The sequence below is a fragment of the Dactylosporangium sp. CA-152071 genome (genome assembly GCF_050936335.1).
Classification (GTDB): Bacteria; Actinomycetota; Actinomycetes; order Mycobacteriales; family Micromonosporaceae; genus Dactylosporangium; species Dactylosporangium maewongense.
Genome location: NZ_JBNJMZ010000001.1, coordinates 8,157,533 through 8,178,287, shown reverse-complemented (window position 1 = coordinate 8,178,287; position 20,755 = coordinate 8,157,533). Strand labels below are relative to the sequence as shown.

The window sequence follows — 20,755 nt, the reverse complement described above, 5'->3', positions numbered from 1 at the left end:
CGGCATGACCTGGGTGAGAGGTGTGGCGCGCAGCGGGGTGCTGCTGGGTGTCGCCGTCGTCGTGTTCGTGCAGTTCCTGCTGTCGCTGGTGATGCTGTTCCCCGGGGTCCTGCTGGGCCTGGTCTTCCTGATCCCGCCGCCGGTGCTGTACGGGCGGCGCCTGACCAACCGGTGGCGGGCGATGTTCGCCGCGTGGACCGGGCGGGCGGTGCCGGAGCCGTACCGGCCGCCGCCGGCGGACCCGGAGCCGGACGCCGACGGCATGTACCGGCACGACGCGACCCTCTACAAGACGCCGCGCTTCCCGAGGTTCTTCCAGCGCCTCGACTGGCTGATGAAGGACCCGGCGACGAAGCGGGACCTGACGTGGCAGCTGCTGTTCCCGTTCGTCGTCGTCGCGCTCGTGCCGGTGGGGCTGCTGGTGGCGCCGTGGACGGTCCGCGCCGTGGGGGTGTGGTCGGCGTGGATGCTGGCGCCGATGGACCCGGCCCGGGCGGCCAGGAAGCTGACCCGCGGTGCGCGGACCCAGCGGCGGCTCCTGGCGTGGGGGCGGGCCGGGCTGCTGGTGTGCTGCGCCGCGCTCGAGGTGGTGCTGCTGGCGTTCAGCCTCGCCTGCTTCACGCTCGGTTTCGGTCTCGGGTTCATCTTCACGATCCCCGTCGCGGTCTCGCACTTCCGCTGGATGGCGAACCTGCGCCGGCAGTTCGCGCAGTGGGGCGGGGTGGAGGTGCCGCGCCCGTACGAGCCGGAGCTGCGCCCGCACCGGCGCCCCGACGGGATGCTGCAGGTGCGCAACAACCTGTACAAGACCGAGTCGATGGCCGGGTTCAACGCCCGCTGGCTGTGGTTGTGGCACGACGTCGCGTCGTGGCGGGACCTGGTGTGGCTGGCCGTCGACCCGGTCGTCACCGTCGTGCTGCTCGGGCCGCCGGTCGCCGCCGGGGTCTACGGCGCGTTCGGCCTGGCGCTGCCGTGGCTGTGGACGACCGTGTTCGACGCGGAGTGGTCCGCCTGGTACGGCGCGTGGGACGGCGAGCGGACCGCCGGCCTGATCATGGGGGTGTGCCTCGTCGCGGTCGCGCTCGTCACCGCCGGGCAGCTCGTCACCGTCCACGCGCGGTGGACGGCGCTGCTGCTGCGCCCGACCCGCGAGGCGGCGCTGCGCCGCCGGGTGGAGCAGCTCACGCGCAGCCGCGCGGACGCCGTCGACGCGCAGGCCGCCGAGGTCCGCCGGATCGAGCGGGACCTGCACGACGGCGCGCAGGCGCGGCTGATCGCGGTCGGCCTCACCCTCGGCGCCATCGAACGGCTCATGGACACCGACCCGGCCGCCGCCAGGCGCCTCGTCAAGCAGACGAAGGAGACCGCGGCGGCGGCCCTGGAGGAGCTGCGGGACCTGGTCCGCGGCATCCACCCGCCGGTGCTGTCGGAGCGCGGCCTCGCCGACGCGGTGCGGGCCCTCGCCCTGGACCTCAGCACCGACACGGCCGCCGACGTGACCGTCACCGGGACGCTGCCGGGCCGGCCGCCGGCGCCGGTGGAGTCGGCCGCCTACTTCGCGGTCAGCGAGCTGATCGCGAACGCGACCCGGCACGGCGGCGCCGCGAAGGTCACCGTCGACCTGGGCCACGAGCACGGGCTGCTGCGGGTCGTGGTCGCCGACGACGGCACCGGCGGCGCGGACCCGTCGCGGGGCACCGGCCTGCGCGGCATCGAACGCCGGTTGGGTACCTTCGACGGGACCCTGGCCCTGCACAGCCCGCCCGGCGGGCCGACCGTCGCGACGCTGGAGCTGCCGTGCGTGTTGTCCTCGCCGAAGACCTCTACCTGCTGAGGGACGGCATGGTCCTGCTGCTGCAGAGCCACGGTTTCGAGGTCGTCGCCGCCGTCGACACCGGCCCGGCGCTGCTCGCGGCGCTGCTGGAGCACCGCCCGGACGTCGCGGTCGTCGACGTGCGGCTGCCGCCGAGCTTCACCGACGAGGGGCTGCAGGCGGCGCTCGCCGCCCGCCGGGAGGTGCCGGGCCTGCCGGTGCTGGTGCTGTCGCAGCACGTGGAGCAGCTGTACGCGCGGGAGCTGCTCGCCGACGGCACCGGCGCGGTCGGGTACCTGCTGAAGGACCGCGTGTTCAACGCCGACCAGTTCGTCGACGCGGTCCGCCGGGTCGCCGCCGGCGGGACCGTGATGGACCCGACGGTCATCGCGAAGCTCGTCGCCCGGCCGTCGCCGGCGACGGGCACGCTGACTCCGCGGGAGCGGGAGGTGCTGACGCTGATGGCGGAGGGCCGCTCCAACGCCGCGATCGGCAAGCAGCTGTTCCTCAGCGACAGCGCCGTCGGCAAGCACATCGCCAGCATCTTCGCCAAGCTCGACCTGCCGGTGTCCGACGACGACAACCGGCGGGTCCTAGCCGTGCTCGCTCACCTGCAGAGCGGCTGAGACGAACTCCGCGTGGTCGCGGATGTAGTCGGCCGCGTCGTAGTAGTGCGAGGCGAAGACCAGCAGCGCCGCGTCCGGCGAGTAGCGGAACTGCGTCGCCCAGGTCATCGGCGGCAGGTACAGGCCGGTCGCGGGGCTGTCCAGGAGGAACTCCTGCCGGACGACGCCGTCGTCGGCGACGACGCTGCAGCGGCCCTTCACGCAGATCAGGAACTGGTGGCACTCGCGGTGCGCGTGCTGGCCGCGGACCTTCTCGTTCGGCACGTCGAAGACGATGAAGTAGCGCTTCACCGGGAACGGGATGTCCCGCTCGAACTCCCCCACCGACAGGTCGCCGCGCAGGTCGTGCACGTAGTCGAGGCGGTGCACGGTGACCCCGCGGACCTTGGTCGAGTTGACCCGCTCGCCGGTCTGGGTGTCGTGCGGCTCCGCCGGCACCGGCGCGGCGTCGACGTAGCCGGTGAGCCGCGCCGGGTTGCCGACGACGATCGCGTACGGCGGCACCGACCGCGTGACGACGGCGCCGGCGCCGACCATCGCGTGCCGGCCGATGGTGACCCCCGGCAGGATCGAGGCGTTCGCGCCGATCGACGCGCCGGTCTCGACCGTCGTGCGGGCGAAGGCATCCGGGTACTGGCGGCTGCGCGGCATCCGGTCGTTGGTGAACGTGACGTTGGGGCCGACGAACACGTCGTCCTCCAGGGCCACGCCGTCCCACAGCTGCACGCCGCACTTGACGGTGACCCGGTCGCCGACGACGACGTCGTTCTCGACGAACACCCCGTCGCAGATGTTGCAGTCGGCGCCGATCCGCGCGCCCGGCAGCACGTGCGCGAACGCCCAGATGCGGGTGCCGTCGCCGATGGCGGTGCTCTCGCACAGGGCGTTGGGGTGGGTGAAGTACGACATCAGCGCTGTCCTCCCTGCCGGACCACGATCTTCTGCGCGCCCGCGTACTGCAGCTCCCACGCCACGACGGCGAGGGGGCGGCGTTTCGTGTTCTCGTAGCCGCGCCACGCGTAGGAGCCGACGACGCCGAGGCCGAGCGCGTTCACGCCGCCGAAGAACAGCACGACGAGGATCGTGGCGGCGTAGCCGGGCACGTCGAACAGGCCGGCGAGGCGCGCGGACAGCACGACCGCGCCGAGCACCACCGACACCAGCAGCCCCAGCACCCCGGCCGCCATCAGCAGCCGCACCGGCAGGTCGGTGAACGCGAAGACGCTGTCCATCAGGTACGTGACCTTCTTGCGCAGCGTCCAGCCGGAGCTGCCGCTCATGCGGGCCCGCCGGGTGTAGGCGACCTGCTTGCGCCGGAACCCGAGCCAGAACAGCATCGCGACGAGCGACGTGTTCGCCTCCTCGCAGGCGAGCAGGCAGTCGCGGAACGCCTGGTTGCAGCCGAACATGTCGACGCCGCCGCTGGGCATCTCGCGCACGACCATCCGCCGGTACAGGCCCCAGAACAGCTTCGACGCGATCCTGCCGCCGAGCGGGTCGGCGCGGCCCTCGCGGGTGCCGACGACGACGTCGAACTCGTCGGTCGCGAGGGTCCGGAAGAACTGCAGCGCGAGCTCCGGCGGCTCCTGCAGGTCGGCGGCCATGACGGCGAAGTACTCGCCGGTGGCGTGCTGCAGGCCGACCCGGATCGCGGCGAATGACCCGAAGTTGCGCGACAGCAGCACCAGCCGCGCCGGGAACCGCTGCGTGGGCAGCAGCGACTGCAGCAGCTCCGCGGACCGGTCGGGGCTGCCGTCGACGACGAAGACCGCCTCGAGCGCACCGCCCAGCGCGTCGTGCAGGTCGCCGACCGCGGCGAGCAGGTCGTGGATGGTGCCCTCGTTGCGGTACACGGGGACGATCAGGGAGTACACGGCTGGCCCTTCCAGTTCTCGGTGCCGGCGCCGAACGCGTTCACGGCGGCGGCGACCCGGTCGACCTGCTCGGCCGGCAGCTCCGGGTGACACGGCAGGCTCAGCACCTCGGCGCACAGCCGCTCGGTGGCCGGCAGCTCGAGCCCGGCGAACCGGTCGCCGTGCACCGGCTGGCGGTGGTCGGGCAGCGGGTAGTGCACGTCGTGCGCCACGCCGTGCGTGCGCAGGTGCGCCGACAGCGCGTCCCGGTCGGCGCAGCGCAGCACGTACAGGTGGCCGACGTGTCCTGGCGCGTCCACCTCCGGCAGGGTCAGCTTCGGGTGCCGGATCGCGGCGCGGTACCGGGCGGCGACCGCGACCCGCGCGGCGTTCCAGCCGTCCAGGTGCGGCAGCTTCACCGACAGGACCGCGGCCTGCACCTCGTCGAGGCGGCTGTTGCGGGCCGGGCCGGTCACCTGGTGGTACTTGCGGTCCCAGCCGTACTGCCGCAGCCGCCGCACCCGCTCGGCCACGCCGGCGGAGGCGGTGACGACGGCGCCGCCGTCGCCGAGCGCGCCGAGGTTCTTCGTCGGGTAGAAGCTGAACGCGGCCGCGTCGCCCCACGAGCCGGCGCGCCTGCCGTCCCGGGACGCGCCGTGGGCCTGCGCGCAGTCCTCGACCACGGCCGCGCCGTGCCGGGCGGCGACCTCGAGGATCGCGGGCAGGTCGGCGAGCCGGCCGTACAGGTGCGTGACGAGGACCGCGTCGAACGTCTCCCGGTCCAGCAGCGCCGGGTCGAGGGTGGCGGTGTCCTCGTCGACGTCCACGTAGACGGGTTCGGCGCCGAGGGCGAGCAGCGCGGTGGTGCCGTAGCCGCCGGCGTTGGCGACGAGGGCGACCCGGTCGCCGCGGCCGATGCCGACCCCGGCGAGGGCGAGCTCGATCGCGTCGGTGCCGTTGGCGACGCCGACGGCGTGCGGGACCCCGCAGTAGGCGGCGAACGCCTCCTCGAACCCGGCGACCTCCCGGCCGAGGACGAACCACCCGCTGTCGATGACCCGCCGGACGGCGTCGGTGAGGGCGCCGGCGAGCGGCGCGTGGTGGGCGGCGAGATCGTTCATGTCACCTCATAGACCGTGAGCTTTCCGGCCCGGAACCGCTCCTGGGCGTGCGCGCCCAGGTCGCCGACCGGTCCGGCGGTGGTGTCGGCGACCAGCCAGCGGACCTGGTACCGGTCGCGGAGGACCCCGATCGTCGCGGGGCCGGGGTCGGTGAACGCGGCGTCGTTCCCGGCGAGCCGCGCGGGGTCCCAGAAGGCGGCGAACCAGGGCAGCACCCCGTCGGCGGCGGCACGCTCGTACGTGCTGTTGGTGAAGCCCCAGCCCTCGACGAGGACCCGGTGGCCGCTCGCCGCGGCGAGGGCGAACCGCCGGTTGTCGCACAGGCCGCCGGCGGGTGTCATCCCGAAACAGTGCGCGTTGGTGGCGAGCAGGTCGCCGGGCGCGGCGTGGCGCCGCAACCAGCGGCCGGCGTTCCACGTGTCGCGGTCGATGGCGCTGGTACGGCCGTCGGGCGCGACCTGCTCGGAGAGGGGGACGGCGCGCCAGCCGCCCCGGGCGGTGTCGGTGACGACGGCGGCGGTCTGGTCGTAGGCGGTGGGCAGCCCGAACCCGGCGCACATCGCGATCGCCACCGCCTGGATCCGCCCGTCGCGGCGGATCAGCCCGGCGGCGACGACCACGACGGCGAGGACGGCGAGGACGGCGTACGGGCGGCCGAGCTCCCACCCGAGCCGGTCCCCCGCCGGCCGGGTGCCGTCGACGGTGCGCAGCAGGAGGACGACCGAGGTGCCGGCCACCGCGGCGAGCGCGAGGAGCCCGCCGCGCGCCCAGGTCATCGTCCCGACGACCGCGGTGAGCCCGGCGACGGCGGCGAGCGCGAGGTACGGCCGGGCGGACACGATCAGGTAGGACTGGGAGCCGCCGGGGTGCCCGAACAGCAGCACGCCGGCCATGCCTTCGGCGCCGATCGCGGCGAGCAGCAGCACCGGCGCGTCCAGGACCCGCCGGCCGAGGGCGAGGCCGCCGCCCCAGATGAACAGCCAGCACAGGACGGTGATCCCGGCGGCGACCCAGGCGTGCGCCGCCGGGGTGCCGGGGCCGGTGTAGCCGGTCCAGGTGCCGGCGACGGTCGCGAAGCCGCTCATGGTCGCCAGGGGCTCGACGACGAGGCTCTGGTTGGCGCCGCCGCCGTACAGCAGGACCGTCGAGGCGACGGTGAGCACGCCGGTCACGACGGCCGCGAGCAGCGCCGGCCGGTGCAGGCCGCGGCGGGCGGCGAGCTGGACGGCGACGACGAGGACGAGCGCTCCGGTGAGCAGCGGCAGGTACGGCGCCTTCGCCCCGGCGAGCCCGGCGAGCAGCAGCACGAACAGCGCCCACCGGCCCTTGGCGGAGCCGCCCTGCTCGACATCTTCAGCGCCGTCGAGGATGTCGAGCAGGAGCAGGACGGCGGCGGCGAAGAGCAGGGCGCCGAACGTCTGGGTCGGGCTGGTCCAGGCGATCAGGCGGTAGACGGAGCCGTCCTCGTAGGGCCCGAAGCCGAACCATCCGTCGGGGTGCGGCCAGCCGTACGGGTCGGGGGCGAGGACGAGCATCGTGACGACGGCGGCGGCCGGGCCGGTCCACCAGCGGCCGACGATCCGCCGGGCGAGGACCGCGACGAGCAGCAGCGTCCCGGCGAACATCGGCAGCGGGGTGAGCCGGACCAGCAGCGCGAGCGGGTCGATGCCGGTCACCCAGTTGGTGGCGGCCATCTCCGGGTAGACGAACCAGTGGTAGACGAGCGGCTCACCGGACACCCAGGGCGCCTGCATCGGCATGTGCTGCTTCGCCTCGGCGATGAGCGCCAGGTGGAACGGGGTGTCGGCGTCGAGCGGGCCGCTGACGGGCCAGCCGAGGCCGTGTGAGCGGAACAGGCGGACGCTCCGCAGGCAGAACAGGCCGACGACGGCCAGCATCGACCAGGACCACAGCGCGGGGGCGCGCTCCCCGGAGCCCCGCCAGGCCTTGCGCAGCCGCGGCACGAGCAGGGACGCGCCGATCATCCCGGCGGGCCAGGCGAGCACCAGCAGCGGCACCCCGGCGGCGCGGGCGGCGACGTACGTGAGGACCTCGGCGACGTAGCCGACCGCGGCGCCGGCGACGACATCGGCGACGAGCCAGCCGGACCGGCCCAGCAGCGTCCGCCACAGCAGCAGGCCGGGCAGCACGACCCCGGCGGTGAGCCAGCCGGCGAACGCGAGCGTGGTGGGCAGCGCCACCCCGTAGAACCGCAGCGTGAACGCGATCCCGGTGAGGCCGGCGGCGAGCGGGAGCAAGGACGCCAGAGCGGCGCCGCGCGGCCTGCGGCCGGGGGTCGCGGATGGCTCGTCCGGACCTGCGGCCGGGTCACGTATCGCGTCCAATGTCGTGGTCACTGCACCGCCCAACGCCGTGGGCGCCGGACGCGTCGCGCCGTTTCACCCGTTCGCGGCGCACACCGCCGGGGTCGCCGGCCCGGGCGGCAGCGGGTGCGCGACCCCCAGGGCCGCCACCGCGGCCACGGCGGCCACGGCGGCCGCCAGGACCAGCACGACCGCCACGAACCGGATGACCCTCGGGCGCGACTCGCCGGCGACCCCGGCCGGGCCGGTCACCAGCGCGCACCCGGCCACCGCGAGCAGCACGAGGGGCAGCGCGAAGCGGGTCTCGGTGGCCGACGTCATCAGCGACGCGCAGACACCCGCGGCGAGGATCGCGAGGGTCCGCGCCCCCGGAGTGCGGCACGCGGCGACGATCCCGGTGGCGACGATCAGCACGACCGGCACCGTCAGCTCGTAGTGCTCGGCGCTCGCGGCGGCGCTGTACGGCGTCGACCACGACCACGCCAGGGCGGCGGCGACCTTCTCCGCGAGGAACAGCGCCGACTCCGGCAGGTTCGTCAGCAGCGCCCGGACCAGTCCGCCGGTCGAGGCGGCCAGGCGCCCGTCGACCGCCGCCGCCATCGACGGGTCGCAGTAGAACTGCTGCGGTGCCCCCACCGCCGGTTCGATCGTGTCGTAGCGCACGATGTACGACGCGTAACCTGCCTGGAACCCGGCGAGGTCCGCCGTGCCCGGCGGCGTCGGCCCCGGCACCGATCCGCGCAGCGCGTTGAACGCCACCTGCGGCAGCGACCCGGCGACCACCCCGGCCGCGAACCACAGCGCTGGCCGCCGGCGGGTCACCACGACGATCCCGCCGAGCGCGGCCAGGGGCAGCAGGTAGGCGGGCCGCAGGTTGACCGTCGCGCCGGCGGCCACCCCGGCGAGCCCCAGACACCACGCCGGGCCGAGACGCAGTGAGTCGGAACGCAGTGAGTCGGAACGCAGCGGGTCGGGTCGCAGTGCCAACCACACCGCGGTCAGGAAGGCGGCGACGGCGGGCAGGTCCATCAGTGGAAACGGCGCGAACCTCGCCGCGACGAGCCAGGTCAGCGGCGCGCACACCCACACGGCGGCCGGGCGGGCGGCGATCCGGGGCAGCAGGAACCCGCCGACGAGCGCGACCAGCAGCGCGTTCTCCAGCAGGACGGCGTACCGGCCGGCGCCGGTGACCAGGTGCTCGGCGAGCGCGGCAGGAGCGTAGACCAGCGGTGTCAGGGCGCCGCGGAAGTCGAGGTCGCCCACCCGGACCGTGTCCGCGCCGGTGAAGAGGGCGAGGGAGCCGTCGAAGTAGTGGGCGGCGTCGTAGACGAACCCAGCGGCCGGCCCCTGCGCGACGGTCGCCGCGAGCAGCGCCGCCGCCGGCCACCACCTGACGAGGTGCCCTTGCCGCTCCAGCACCGCCATGAGGATCCGAACGATCGAGGTGCCCGCCGGGTCACGGGGTGCGGTACCGTGTTCGCCGCTGACGTTCGATCCCGGTGAGGAGCACGATCGATGGGCACGGCAGAGGACTGGGTCGTCGTCGGCCTGGACAACGGCGGCACCGCCAACAACGCCACCGTGCTCTCCCACGACGGGGCGTTCCTGGTCGACGGACTGGTCGAGGTCCCGAGCCGGGTCCTGGAAGGGCCGGCGGTCGCGGTCGAGGCCCTCGCCGGCGCGTTCGACAACATCCTCGCGGTGACGAAGACCGACCGGTCGCGGGTCGCGGCGGTCGGCCTCGACACCCCCGGCCCGGCCACCGCCGGCGGGGTCATCTCCTCGAAGGGCTCGACGAACTTCTCCCAGCAGGCCTGGTGGGGCTTCGACTTCCGCGGGGCCCTGGAGCAGCGGCTCGGGCTGCCCGTCGTCTACAACAACGACGGCAACGCCGCCGCCCTCTACGCGCACCACGTGCACTTCGGCGCCGCCGCGACGCAGCGGTCGTCGGTGTCCGCGATCGTCGGCACCGGGCTCGGCGGCGGCGTGATCGAGCAGGGCAACGTGGTCAAGGGTGCCGCCGGGATGGCCGGCGAGCTCGGCCACGTCCACATCCCGATGCACGGCCTGCTCGAGGAGGGGCAGCCGCTGCCGTCGTGCGGCTGCGGGTTCCTGGGCGACGTGGAGAGCGTCAGCTCCCTCACCGGCATCGTGCGCAACCTGCTGCCGTACTGGCTGACCCGCTTCCCGGACCACCCGCTGCACCGGGCCGACTCGATGAAGGCCGCCGCGAAGCAGGTCCGGTCCTTCGCCGAGCAGGGCGACGAGCTGGCGCTGCGCATCTTCGACCAGCAGGCGATGGGGCTGGGCCGGCTGTTCACGATCGCGGCGAACTTCACCGACCCGGACTGCTACTTCGTCGGCGGCGGCGTCGTCGAGGCCGCGGCGCACTTCCGCGAGTGGTTCCTGGCGCGGGTGCGCGAATACACGCTGCTGCGCGAGGAGCAGGCGGCGGTCGCCACGTTCGCCCTCGTGCCGGACCGCGACATGGCGGGCGCCCGGGGCGCCGCGATCGCGGCGGCGGCGAGCCTCTAGAGCTGCTCCACTGGGGCGGGCGCGCGGGCCACGTCGGCCCCGACCTGGTTGAGGACGCCCTTGTCGTCGCGCTGCCAGCGGCGGCCCCGGCTGTCGGTGAAGCGCAGCTCGACGTGCATGTCGGCGGACGGGGCGAGCCGGATCGTCCCGTCCTCGTTGATCCGGTCCCGCTCGACGGGCCCGTCGGTGTTCTCCTCGTCGAACCCGGCGTACACCTCGGGCTGCTCGGCCGGCGGCACGATCCGGACCCTTCTGATCGCCGTCCAGGCGGCGGGCGGGTCCCGGAACACGATCTCCAGGTCGTAGACGGGTGTCTGGCCGGCGTTGCGGATCGCGGCGCCGACCACGCCCCGCGTGATGATCTTCTCGAACGTCTCGCGCTCGCTGACCGCCCACGCGCAGACCCGCTCGGCGTCGGCGCGCGCCTCGGCCAGCTGATACGCGGCGAGCAGGCCGGCGGCACCGGCCACCGCGCGCTGGACGCCCCGCAGCGCCTGGAAGGCGACGAACACGGCGGCACCAGCGGCGAGCGTCGCCAGTACCGCCACCACCAATGCCATCACATCGGACAAATTACCCGTCCGTGGTTGCCGCCGGGCGCCGGAGGGAGAATCGGACGATGGAACTCCTCGAAGGCCGGGACGTGCCGCTGGGCCGCTACTCGGTGGTGCGGCGGACGCTGCCCAACAAGGTCCGGCGGACCGTCGGCGCGTGGTGCTTCCTCGACCACTTCGGGCCGGAGGAGGTCACGGGAAAGCCGGGGATGCGGGTCCCGCCGCACCCGCACATCGGGCTGCAGACGGTGACCTGGCTCTTCGACGGGGAGATCCGGCACCGCGACAGCCTCGGCTCCGACGTGCTGATCCGCCCCGGCGAGCTCAACATCATGACGTCGGGGCGCGGCATCGCGCACTCGGAGGACTCCCCCACCGAGAAGCCGCCGCTGCTGCACGGGGTGCAGCTGTGGGTGGCGCTGCCCGACGGCGCGCGGTGGCAGGAGCCCCGGTTCGAGCACCTGGAGGATCTCCCGGTCGCGGAGGCGGCAGGTGTACGGATGACCGTCGCGGTCGGTTCGCTGGGCGGGGTCACATCACCGGCGGTGGTGCACAGCGAGCTGGTCGGCGCCGAGGTGCGCCTCGATGCCGGTACACCGGCGGAAATCGCGATCGATCAGACCTATGAGCACGGGGTGGTCGTCACCGACGGCGGCGCGCGGGTCGAGGGGGTCGACGTGCCGCCCGGCTCGCTGCTGCACCTGCCCGAGGGCCGCTCGTCGCTGCGCCTCGCGTCGGAGGGCGGCGCGCGGCTGTTCCTCGTCGGTGGCGTGCCCCTCGACGAGGACCTGGTCATGTGGTGGAACTTCGTCGCGCGCTCCCACGAGGAGATCGTGGAAGCGCGCGACGAGTGGCAGGCGGGATCGTCACGGTTCGGGGTCGTGCCGGGTGGTCAGGAGCCGCTGCCGGCGCCCGCGTTGCCCACCACCCGGCTGCTGCCCCGGCCGCGCGCGCGAGCGAGCTAGAGCAGCCGCCACAGGTGGTCGGCGGTGCCGTTGTCGTCGAACTGCACGACCTGCGCCGAGTTGGCCGTCGACATGCCCGAGACGCCGAGCACCTTCATGCTGTGCTGCACCTGGATGCGCACCCAGCCGTCGCCGTTGTCGATGAGCCGCCACAGGTGGTCGGCGGAGCCGTTGTCCTCGAACTGCTGGACGAGCGCCGAGTTGGCCGTCGACATGTTCTGCACGGCGAGCATCTTGCCGCTGTTCTGGTTCACGATCTTGAACCAGCCGCCGCCGGCGTCGACGAGCCGCCAGTTGTGGTCGGCGGTGCCGTTGTCGTCGAACTGCACGACGTTGGCGCTGTTCGCCGTCGACATGCCGTCCACGCCGAGGACCTTCAGGCTGTTCTTGTTCTGGATCCGCTTCCAGGTGATCGGAGCGGTGCTGCCCTCGACCCGCATCTCCAGGATGCCGCCGGAGACGCCGGCCTTGAGCTGCACGACGACCCGGATCGCGGTGGTGGTGACGCTGGTGAAGGTGACCCGGTTGAACGTGTTGAGCGCCGTGCCGGCCGCCGACGCGCCGGACACCGCGACCCAGGCGCCGCCGGCGTTGCGGTACTGCACCTGCCACGACTGCGGGACCCGGCACTGGCCGGTGCCGGTGTCGTCGAACCAGTACACCGACACGGCGTTGGTGGTGATCGCGCTGGAGTAGGTGAGCTGCGCCCACTCGCTGGTGCCCAGATGGCTCCAGAACGTCAGCCGCGGGATGCTCCCGTCGGCGGAGCTGCTCGGGACCTTGCCGTCGTTGAGGGCCGCGACGGTGTCGCCGGGGTTGCAGTACGACGCGGACGGCGTGGCCGGGATGACCCAGTCGACCGCGTCGGCGCCGTCGCTGACCCGCGGGAACGTGGTGATCCTGACCCGCTGCGCGCCCATCGGCAGCAGCTGCACGGTCTCGTTCGGCTGGGTGGAGCGGGCCGGGCTCTGCTGCAGCGTGCGGACGACCCCCTCGGCGTCCGCCTGCCAGTTGGGGATCTTCCGGGCGGTGACGCTCAGCGAGATGGGCGCGCCGTCGCGGGTGAACGGGTTCGCCGCCAGCGGGCCCGGCTTGCGGGTCACCGTCACCTGCGGGTTCGCCGGGTCGATGAGCAGCCCGTAGTTCCACGGCGAGTTCGCGTACACCTCGTTGGTCGGCCACGCGTCGGTGCCACCGATGCGCTGCCAGCGCTCAGCGATCGACAGCGAGAACGTCAGCGGGCCGTTGTCGACGCTGACCGCGTTGCCGTTCTTCGCCCAGGTCCGCACGGTGGTGCGCATCGGCAGCGTGACGGTGACCTTGTCGCCGTTGTTCCAGGTCTGGTCGACGATGACGAACGAGCCCGCCTCGACCGTGCCGGTGACCACGGTGCCGTTCACCCGCACGACCGCGCCGGTGCTCCACTTCGGGATCCGCAGGTACAGCGGGAACGCCACCGCCCCGGGGGTGCCCATGGTCAGCGTGATCGTGTCGCTGAACGGGTAGTCGGTGTCCTCGGTGACGGTGACCGTGGTGGCGTTGGCGCCGACCTTCGCGGTCACCTGCGAGTTGCCGTACATCGCCGCGCACAGGCCCTTGTCCCAGGTCGCGAACCACAGCTCCTGCGCGTAGTACGGCCAGCCCATGCCGTAGTTGTGCGGGCAGCAGCGGTAGTTGTGGATGCCGAGCATGTAGGCGAGCATCGGGAAGCCGTTCTGGAACTGGCCCTGGGTCAGGGTCGCGTTCGTCAGGCCGATGCTGTTGGCGCACGTGATGTAGTGGATGCCCTGCTGCGCCGGGTCGAGCGAGGCGGGCAGCAGGTTGAACGCGAGGTCCTCGCACCGGTCCAGCCAGATCGAGTCGCCCGTCATCCGCGCGAGCATCTGGTGGCTGTGCATGAACTCGACGATCCCGCAGGTCTCGAAGCCCTGGCGCGGGTCGGTGTACCCGGGGCGGCAGTTCTCGTCGCCGGCGAACCCGCCGCCGGCGAACCCGCCGCCGGGGAAGTCGCCGTACAGCCCCATCACGGTGTCGTAGTCGCGGTACGTGGCGGCGGGGAACTTCGGGTCCGGGTCGAGCAGGCCGAACTGCGCCGGCTCGCGGAAGCCCTGCGCCAGGTTCACGTTGTGCCAGTTGGGGATGCCGTTGGTGTAGTCCGCGGAGCCGGCGTGGATCTTCCGCACCAGGTCGAGCAGCCAGGTCTCGCCGGTACGGTTGAACAGCCAGTACACGCTGTCGATGTTGTCGCCCCAGCGCAGGGCGGCCCAGCTGCGGTTGAACACGGCGGCGGGCTGCGCGTTCTGGAACTGGAAGTACTTGCGCATGAACGTGTTGACCCGGTTGTCGGGTGTGCCGTTGCGCTCGTTGTACTCGGCGTGCGAGCGGATCGCGTCCAGCAGCGGCATGTGCGGCCAGAAGTCCGGGCCGCCCTCCAGGCTCGTCCGTAGCGCGTTCGGCCCGAAGAAGCCGTCGGCGGCCTGGTTGGCGATGATCCCGTCGATCCACTGGCGGGCCAGGGTCAGGATCCGGGTGTTGCCGGTGACGTAGCCGAGGTCGCCGAAGCCGCGCAGCCAGTAGGGCAGCTCCTCCCAGGCGCCCTTGGTCTTGTCGACCCAGCCGTTGCCGGAGTACTGCAGGTAGTCCGACACCTCCGTCATCCGGCCGCAGAGACCGTCGGCCTCGATGTTGAGCTGTGTGCGGAGCCAGCCGCGGGGCTGGACCGCGCCCGGTGGCAGCTTCAGGAACGCGGTCGCCTTCAGCGGGGCGAGGTTCGGCCAGTAGTGACCGCCCCGGGCTCCGGGCGTGACGGTTTTCGCCGTGCGCACCGCTGCGCCGGCGGGGCTGGCAACCGCGGTGGACAGGGCGATCGCGCCGCCGGTGAGGGCGACACCGCTCGCGACGAACGTTCTGCGGTCCATGGACCGGACTCCTTTGCTCCTGGCGGGGAACATCGATGCCCGATTATGCGCAGTAACGCGCCTTTATGAAAGAACCCGTTGGATTTTGTTTACTTATCGTCTTCGCTTGTGCGGTCTTTCACCGGCGTCCTGTACCAGCTCGTCGCGCCGCCGGCCATCAGCCCGAGACCGCCGGCGAGCGCGGTGGCGACCGCCCACCTCGACCAGCCGGGGCCGGCGAGGCCGCCGTTGCTGAACACGCCCGCGTCGGCGAACCCGGTCATCACCGCGAGGCACGCCCCGCCGATGGCGGCCACGAGGTTCGCGGCGCTCCTCCTCAGCGCCAGCAGCCCGGCCGCCGCGAGCACCCCGACGCCGGTGAGCAGCGGCCACAGCCTGGCCAGGAGCTGGGTGCCGAGGTTCTCGGCAGGCGACGTGGCCAGCTGCGCGCTCACCACGATCCAGGCCACCACGACCGCGCCCGCCACCCCGGCGACGACCGCCAGGGCGATCCGTGACCTGGGCGTCGCCAACCCGATCGCCACCGCCGCGAGCAGCGCGCCGGACCACCACCAGCCGGTCGCCGGTGGCTCCGCCTTGGCGATGACGCCGCGGATGATGCCGGGCGTGGTCCCGTCGATCTCGAGGGGGACGCTCCACGCCCTGGCGGGCAGCTCCCGCGCCCGCTCGTCGTGCCAGCGCACCGTGCGCTGCCGGGACACCTGGTGCCACTGCGGCGCCGCGGTCGCGGCACCTTTGACGGTGCCGGTCAGGGAGCGGCTGGCCGCCCAGGTCGGGGAGCCCCGGTTCTCGGCCACCCCGTCCCCGGAGATCCTGAGGAACGGCTCCCCCTGCATGCCGAGCACGACGACCGTGCGGTCCGAGGCGCTGCGCAGCTCCAGGCGGGCCCCGCCTTCGACCGCCCGGACGGTGACCCCCGGCTCGGACACCGAGTCGACGCGCACCACGTAGTCGACGGCGGCAGGGGCGTCGGCACCGTGCGCGCCGGCCGGTGCGACGTACCCGAGCGCGGCGAGGACCCCCAGCACCACGGCCACCGCCGCTCGTGCCGCCGTTCGCGTCTTCTGCCTGCCGTTGCTGTGTGTCATCGCTTACTGGTGCTGCGTGTCATCCGGCTCGGGCGGCGGCGATCGCGGCGACCAGGTCGGCGCGGGCACGGGCGACCCGGGACCGGATCGTGCCCACGGGGACGTCTTCGATCTCGGCCGCTTCGGCATACGACAGCCCGAGCACCTGCGTCAGCACGAACGCCACCCGCCGCTCCGCCGGCAACCCCGCCACCAGGTCGGCGGCCGCGTGCAGTCCCGCGTGGTCGCCCCCGGCCAGCTCCTCCGGCTCCGCCGCGACCCGCGCCTCGAGCCGCCGCCCCCGCACCGCGGCCCGCACATGGTCGGCACACGCCCGCCGCGCGATCGCGAGCACCCACGTGCGCGCGCTCGACCTTCCGGCGAACTCCGGCAACGCCCGGAACGCCCGCAGGTAGGTGTCCTGCGTCACGTCATCGGCATGCCCCACCCCGACCAGCGCGGCGACGAACCGCCACACCTCCGGCTGTGTCAACCGGACGAACGCCCCGGCCCCGCCCCGGTCACCGCCACGGGCCGCCAGCAGCGCCGCCGTCGCCGGGTCCGACGCCGGGTCAGCTGCCTCCACGCCGGCCTCACCAGTCACGCGAGGAAGCGTAACGCCCTTTCCCGCCAACGCCCCCACCGCCTCGCCCACCGTCCCACCCAGTGACCATCGTCTACGTCTTCGTCCTACCTCGGCGCCGGCGCACCACCTCGGCCCCGATCAGACCCGCGATGCCCAGCACGGACAGGGTGACCCACAGCGGCGCAAGACTCCCCGCCGATGACCCGGCCTCGCCACCCTGGCCGTCGGCCGTGGCACCGGTCGCCGGAATCAGGCAAGCCACCTCAACTGCCTGCACACTGGCACCGGTACTGCCGGCCGACGGAACAAGCGCCTGGCAATGCCCTTCAACGGGCGCCCCGAGGTCGATCGCGACCCGCCACGTCCCGGCGGGCAGCACCCCGCTCCACGTCTGCGTCCCCCGCTCGTCCCCCGTCTGCGTCAGCCGCTCCCCCACGATCGCAGACGCCGGCCCGCTCCCCGGAACTCCGGCCGACGCCCCCGCAGGCCCAGCGGACAGCGTGACCACCATCGGCTCGTTGATCGGATGCCCGTCCTGCCACTGAGCAGTGATCCACACCGACCCCCGCCCATCCGAGTGAATGGTGACGGACGCCCCACCATGCGCCCCCGCCGGCGAAGCCCACCCGAACACCAGCACCGCCCCCAGCACCACCCCCGCCAGCAGCCTCCGCCCCACCGAACGCCCCCGCCCCACCCCCATCGCGAGCACCCTCATCAGATCCCGACCTGCCGGGTCACGGCATTGCGGGGACGGCCTGGGGGCGGTCGTCGCGGACGTAGACGACCATGTCGCCGGTCTGGATGGTGGTGCCTTCGGGGTCGGCGAGGGAGAGGACCTTGCCGCGGCGGAACAGGGCGATGACCAGCTCGGTCAGCTCGCGCGGCGAGGAGCCGACCTCGTCGCGGCGGGCGGAGCGCATCGCGAGGGCCATGCCCTGGCCGGGGGTGAGCAGGTCCTCGACGACCTCGATGAGCGGCGGGGCGGTCGTCGACAGGCCGAGCAGCCGGCCGGCGGTGGCGGAGGAGACGATGACGTGGTGGGCGCCGGACTGGCGGAGCAGTGGCGCGTTCTCCGCCTCGCGGGCGGCGGCGATGATGGAGACCTTGCCGGCGGTCAGCTGGCGGACGGTGAGCGTGACGAGGACCGACGCGTCGTCGCTGTCGGTGGCGATGATGATCGCCTTGGCCTCCTCGACGCGGGCCTCCTTGAGCACCGTGGAGCGGGTCGCGGAGCCCTCGACGACGACGAGGCCGTCGGACTGGGCCTGCCGGACGGCGGCCGGGTCGGTCTCGACGACGACCACCTGCGCCCGGTCCAGCCCGTTCTCCACCAGGGTGCCGACGGCCGCTCGGCCCTTCGTGCCATAGCCGCAGACGATGACGTGGTTCTTCACGCGCTTCCTCCACCGCTGCAACCTGAGGTTGGTGCGGTACTGCTCGGTCAGGACTTCGAGGGTGGTGCCGACCAGGATGATCAGGAAGAGCACGCGGGCCGGGGTGATGATCAGGACGTTGGCGAGGCGGGCCGTCTCCGACACCGGCGTGATGTCGCCGTAACCGGTGGTGGAGAGGGTGACGACCGCGTAATAGAAGCAGTCGAGGAGAGTGAGACCGTCCTCGTTGACGTCCCGGTAGCCGTCGCGGTCGGCGAAAATGACCAGCACGATCGCGGAGACGAGCAGGACCGCGAAGGCGAGCCGGGCGCTGATCGCCCGCAGTGGCCCCCGCCGCACAGCCGGAAACTGGATCACGTGCTTCGCTCCACGGATTGCCCGAATGGTCGAAACCCACCATACGGGCCAGGTATGACAGAACCATGCCTGGGTAGCGAGCCGCAATGACGAGAGTGGGCGTGCTCGGCTCGTACGGTGGCTGCAACCTCGGCGACGAGGCCATCCTCACGAGCGTCCTCGCCGACCTGCGGGCGCGCCGCCCGGACGTCGACGTCCTGGTGTTCTCGCGGGAGCCCGGGCACACGGCGGCGGCGCACCCTGACGTCGAGGTCGCCCCCTGGGAGGGCGTGAGCCGGGACCGGACCGCGGCCGAGCTCCGGCGGCTCGACCTGCTGATCCTCGGCGGCGGCGGCATCCTGTACGACACGGAGGCCCGCCGCTACCTCAGGGTGGTGCGCACGGCGCAGGAGCAGCGGGTGCCGGTCTTCACGTACGCGCTGGGCGCCGGTCCGCTGACGGAGGAGATCGACTGCGCCATGGCCCGCGACGTGCTCGCGCAGGCGGTCGAGGTGACCGTCCGGGACGAGGAGTCGAAGGTCGCGCTCGAGGAGGCGGGGGTGACCTGCCGCGTCTCCGTGACCGCCGACCCGGCGCTGCTGCTGACGCCGGAGGAGTTCGACGCCGGGCTGCTGAGCGACTCGCTGCCACACGGGCGGCGGGTCGTCGGCATGAGCGTCCGCGAGCCGGGCCGCGCCGCGCAGCACCTCGACGCCGACGGGTACCACCAGCTGCTCGCCCACGTCGGCGACTTCATCGTGCACCGGCTCGACGCGTCGCTGCTGTTCGTGCCGATGGAGCGCTCCGACATCCAGCACGCCCACGCGGTGCTGGCCCGGATGACGGCGGCGGAGCACTGCCGGGTGCTGCACGGCGACTTCCGGCCGGGCCAGGTCCTCGGCCTCATGAAGCACCTGGAGCTGGCGGTCGGCATGCGGCTGCACTTCCTGATGTTCGCCGCGCTGGCGGGCGTGCCGCTGCTGGCGTTGCCGTACGCGGGGAAGGTCTTCGACTTCGCGCAGCGCATCGGCGCGCCGGTGCCCCGCGGGGTGGTCCGGGAGGCCGCCGGCCCGCTGCTCGCCCAGGTCGACCGGCTGTGGGACGAGCGGCCGCAGCGCCTGGACGAGACCGCGTCGCGGGTCGCGGCCCTCAAGCAGCGCGCCACGGAGACCGGCCGCCGTCTCGACGCCCAGCTCGAACGGACGAAGGTGGCGGCATGAGCGAGCCGGAACGCAACGAGGGCAACAACCTGACCGCGTTGGCGAAGCCGGCGGACCCGCACCGCGTACACCTGCCGCCGAGGACAGCGGAGTACGGCGGGCACACCGAGGTGCTCGTCGTCGGCGGTGGCCCGGCCGGGTTCGGCGCGGCGATGGGCGCGGCCGCCGCGGGCGCCGACGTCGTGCTGGTCGAGCGCTACGGGTTCCTCGGCGGCAACGCCACCGCGGCGCTCGTCATGCCGCTCATGAGCTTCCACAACGAGATGAAGCAGGCCGTCGGCGGCGAGGACAACCGTCTGCTGCCGACCGACCACGGCGAGGGCGAGCCGGTCGTCGCCGGTGTGCTGTGGATGCTGCTGGACCGCCTGGTCAGAGCCGGTGGGGCGATCAGGCCGGCCCCGGACACCGGCTACACGGTGCCGTTCGATCCCGAGGTGTTCAAGCTCGTCACGTACGACATGCTCGGCGGCTCGGGCGTGAAGCTGCTGCTGCACGCGTTCGCCTCCGACCTGATCACGCTGCCGGACTCGTCGCGGGTGGTGTTCGAGACGAAGTCCGGCCCGGTCGTCATCGACGCCGACGTGGTCGTCGACTGCACGGGCGACGGCGACCTGGCCGCGTCGGCGGGCGCGCCGTTCGAGGTCGGCCGCCCCGAGGACGGTCTGACCCAGCCGATGACGCTGATGTTCCGGATCGGCGAGATGCAGCGCGACGGGTTCGCTTCGTACGTACAGGAGCATCCGGATCAATGGAAGGGCGTGCACGGCCTGTGGGACCTGATCCGGGCCGCGCGGGACGCCGGCGAGCTGGACCTGCCGCGCGAGGACATCCTCTTCTTCGCCACGCCGCACTCCGGTGAGGTGTCGGTGAACTCGACCCGCTTCGGCGGCCTCGGCATCAGCGTGTGGGACCTCACCCGGGCCGAGCTGACCATGCACCAGCAGCTCGACAGCATCTCGCGGTTCCTGCGCACGAGGGTGCCCGGCTTCGAGTCCTCCTACGTCATCCAGAGCGGCGTGCAGGTCGGCGTGCGGGAGACCCGCCGCGTGCTGGGCGACTACCAGCTCACCGGCCAGGACGTCCTCGACGCGCGGAAGTTCCCCGACGTGGTGGCGCGCGGCGCGTACCCGGTGGACATCCACAACCCCAACGGCCCCGGCACCATCCTGCGGCGCCTCCCGCAGGGCACCTCCTACGACATCCCGCTGCGCACGCTGCTGCCCCGTGACGTGGACCGCCTGCTCGTCGCGGGCCGCTGCATCTCCGGCGACCACGTGGCGCACAGCTCCTACCGCATCATGCCGATCTCGATGGCGACCGGCCAGGCGGCGGGCGTGTGCGCGGCCCTGGCGGCGCGGGCCGGCAAGCCGCCGAGGGAGATCCCTGTCACGCAGGTTCAGCGTGTACTGCGAGCGCAAGGCGCCTCGCTGAGCTGACCGT

At 73.2% G+C, this 20,755-nt stretch carries 17 protein-coding genes; 6 read left to right on the top strand and 11 right to left on the bottom strand.

Annotation, left to right across the window (positions count from 1 at the left end; translation table 11 throughout):
- Positions 1–4: 4 nt before the first annotated feature.
- Together ACQEVZ_RS36905 and ACQEVZ_RS36900 are read left to right on the top strand one after the other, a co-directional pair.
- Entirely contained in the window at positions 5–1,834 is a 1,830-nt protein-coding gene (locus ACQEVZ_RS36905) for a sensor histidine kinase (RefSeq protein ID WP_433375176.1), read from the top strand.
- Positions 1,798–2,439, top strand: a complete 642-nt coding sequence (locus tag ACQEVZ_RS36900) for a response regulator transcription factor (RefSeq protein ID WP_344503318.1) — start codon at positions 1,798–1,800, stop codon at positions 2,437–2,439. Before ACQEVZ_RS36905 ends, ACQEVZ_RS36900 begins: the two co-directional genes overlap by 37 nt.
- Here ACQEVZ_RS36900 and ACQEVZ_RS36895 read toward each other — a convergent pair.
- From ACQEVZ_RS36895 to ACQEVZ_RS36875, 5 genes are all read right to left on the bottom strand, one after another.
- A complete protein-coding gene (locus tag ACQEVZ_RS36895) occupies positions 2,407–3,348 on the bottom strand; it encodes a WxcM-like domain-containing protein (protein ID WP_433375172.1) in 942 nt (313 codons plus the stop codon). The genes ACQEVZ_RS36900 and ACQEVZ_RS36895 overlap by 33 nt on opposite strands.
- Positions 3,348–4,313, bottom strand: coding sequence for a glycosyltransferase family 2 protein (locus ACQEVZ_RS36890; RefSeq protein ID WP_433375169.1), 966 nt, complete (start codon positions 4,311–4,313; stop codon positions 3,348–3,350). Before ACQEVZ_RS36890 ends, ACQEVZ_RS36895 begins: the two co-directional genes overlap by 1 nt.
- Positions 4,301–5,413 carry a DegT/DnrJ/EryC1/StrS family aminotransferase gene (locus tag ACQEVZ_RS36885; protein ID WP_433375166.1) on the bottom strand — a complete coding sequence of 371 codons (1,113 nt, stop codon included), beginning with the start codon at positions 5,411–5,413 and terminating at the stop codon, positions 4,301–4,303. Before ACQEVZ_RS36885 ends, ACQEVZ_RS36890 begins: the two co-directional genes overlap by 13 nt.
- Positions 5,410–7,671, bottom strand: a complete 2,262-nt coding sequence (locus tag ACQEVZ_RS36880; RefSeq protein WP_433375163.1) for a hypothetical protein — start codon at positions 7,669–7,671, stop codon at positions 5,410–5,412. The genes ACQEVZ_RS36885 and ACQEVZ_RS36880 overlap by 4 nt, the downstream gene beginning before the upstream one ends.
- A 141-nt stretch (positions 7,672–7,812) precedes the next feature.
- Positions 7,813–9,156: a hypothetical protein gene (locus ACQEVZ_RS36875; RefSeq protein WP_433375160.1), complete on the bottom strand. Its 1,344-nt coding sequence runs from the start codon at positions 9,154–9,156 to the stop codon at positions 7,813–7,815.
- A 96-nt stretch (positions 9,157–9,252) separates the two neighbouring features.
- On the opposite strand from ACQEVZ_RS36875, the gene ACQEVZ_RS36870 reads away from it, so the two are divergent.
- Positions 9,253–10,272, top strand: coding sequence for an ROK family protein (locus ACQEVZ_RS36870; protein ID WP_433375157.1), 1,020 nt, complete (start codon positions 9,253–9,255; stop codon positions 10,270–10,272).
- On the opposite strand, the gene ACQEVZ_RS36865 is transcribed toward ACQEVZ_RS36870, so the two are convergent.
- Entirely contained in the window at positions 10,269–10,835 is a 567-nt protein-coding gene (locus ACQEVZ_RS36865; protein ID WP_433375154.1) for a hypothetical protein, read from the bottom strand. The genes ACQEVZ_RS36870 and ACQEVZ_RS36865 overlap by 4 nt on opposite strands.
- A 56-nt stretch (positions 10,836–10,891) precedes the next feature.
- On the opposite strand from ACQEVZ_RS36865, the gene ACQEVZ_RS36860 reads away from it, so the two are divergent.
- A complete protein-coding gene (locus ACQEVZ_RS36860) occupies positions 10,892–11,791 on the top strand; it encodes a pirin family protein (protein WP_433375152.1) in 900 nt (299 codons plus the stop codon).
- On the opposite strand, the gene ACQEVZ_RS36855 is transcribed toward ACQEVZ_RS36860, so the two are convergent.
- The 5 genes from ACQEVZ_RS36855 to ACQEVZ_RS36835 form a co-directional block, all read right to left on the bottom strand.
- A complete protein-coding gene (locus tag ACQEVZ_RS36855; protein WP_433375150.1) occupies positions 11,788–14,709 on the bottom strand; it encodes an RICIN domain-containing protein in 2,922 nt (973 codons plus the stop codon). The two genes, ACQEVZ_RS36860 and ACQEVZ_RS36855, sit on opposite strands and share 4 nt — an antisense overlap.
- 89 nt (positions 14,710–14,798) lie before the next feature.
- Positions 14,799–15,746: a hypothetical protein gene (locus tag ACQEVZ_RS36850; protein ID WP_354895359.1), complete on the bottom strand. Its 948-nt coding sequence runs from the start codon at positions 15,744–15,746 to the stop codon at positions 14,799–14,801.
- A gap of 70 nt (positions 15,747–15,816) precedes the next feature.
- On the bottom strand, positions 15,817–16,380 hold the full coding sequence (locus ACQEVZ_RS36845) for a sigma-70 family RNA polymerase sigma factor (RefSeq protein WP_363403911.1): 564 nt from the start codon (positions 16,378–16,380) through the stop codon (positions 15,817–15,819).
- Positions 16,381–16,453: 73 nt separating this feature from the next.
- On the bottom strand, positions 16,454–17,080 hold the full coding sequence (locus ACQEVZ_RS36840) for a hypothetical protein (protein ID WP_433375145.1): 627 nt from the start codon (positions 17,078–17,080) through the stop codon (positions 16,454–16,456).
- Between the two features lie 19 nt (positions 17,081–17,099).
- Positions 17,100–18,116: a potassium channel family protein gene (locus ACQEVZ_RS36835; protein ID WP_433375142.1), complete on the bottom strand. Its 1,017-nt coding sequence runs from the start codon at positions 18,114–18,116 to the stop codon at positions 17,100–17,102.
- A gap of 86 nt (positions 18,117–18,202) precedes the next feature.
- Between ACQEVZ_RS36835 and ACQEVZ_RS36830 the strand changes: the two genes are divergently transcribed.
- Both ACQEVZ_RS36830 and ACQEVZ_RS36825 read left to right on the top strand, forming a co-directional pair.
- Positions 18,203–19,315: a polysaccharide pyruvyl transferase family protein gene (locus tag ACQEVZ_RS36830; protein WP_354895365.1), complete on the top strand. Its 1,113-nt coding sequence runs from the start codon at positions 18,203–18,205 to the stop codon at positions 19,313–19,315.
- Positions 19,312–20,751 (top strand): FAD-dependent oxidoreductase, encoded by a 1,440-nt coding sequence (locus ACQEVZ_RS36825; protein ID WP_433375138.1) that lies wholly within the window; start codon positions 19,312–19,314, stop codon positions 20,749–20,751. Before ACQEVZ_RS36830 ends, ACQEVZ_RS36825 begins: the two co-directional genes overlap by 4 nt.
- Positions 20,752–20,755 lie beyond the last annotated feature (4 nt).

Excerpts from the sequence above, each read along its gene's own strand:
- ACQEVZ_RS36905 (WP_433375176.1), top strand. The coding sequence starts at position 5 with ATGACCTGGGTGAGAGGTGTGGCGCGCAGCGGGGTGCTGCTGGGTGTC.
- ACQEVZ_RS36895 (WP_433375172.1), bottom strand. The coding sequence starts at position 3,348 with ATGTCGTACTTCACCCACCCCAACGCCCTGTGCGAGAGCACCGCCATC.
- ACQEVZ_RS36885 (WP_433375166.1), bottom strand. The coding sequence starts at position 5,413 with ATGAACGATCTCGCCGCCCACCACGCGCCGCTCGCCGGCGCCCTCACC.
- ACQEVZ_RS36870 (WP_433375157.1), top strand. The coding sequence starts at position 9,253 with ATGGGCACGGCAGAGGACTGGGTCGTCGTCGGCCTGGACAACGGCGGC.
- ACQEVZ_RS36860 (WP_433375152.1), top strand. The coding sequence starts at position 10,892 with ATGGAACTCCTCGAAGGCCGGGACGTGCCGCTGGGCCGCTACTCGGTG.
- ACQEVZ_RS36855 (WP_433375150.1), bottom strand. The coding sequence starts at position 14,709 with ATGGACCGCAGAACGTTCGTCGCGAGCGGTGTCGCCCTCACCGGCGGC.
- ACQEVZ_RS36840 (WP_433375145.1), bottom strand. The coding sequence starts at position 17,080 with ATGAGGGTGCTCGCGATGGGGGTGGGGCGGGGGCGTTCGGTGGGGCGG.
- ACQEVZ_RS36830 (WP_354895365.1), top strand. The coding sequence starts at position 18,203 with ATGACGAGAGTGGGCGTGCTCGGCTCGTACGGTGGCTGCAACCTCGGC.
- ACQEVZ_RS36825 (WP_433375138.1), top strand. The coding sequence starts at position 19,312 with ATGAGCGAGCCGGAACGCAACGAGGGCAACAACCTGACCGCGTTGGCG.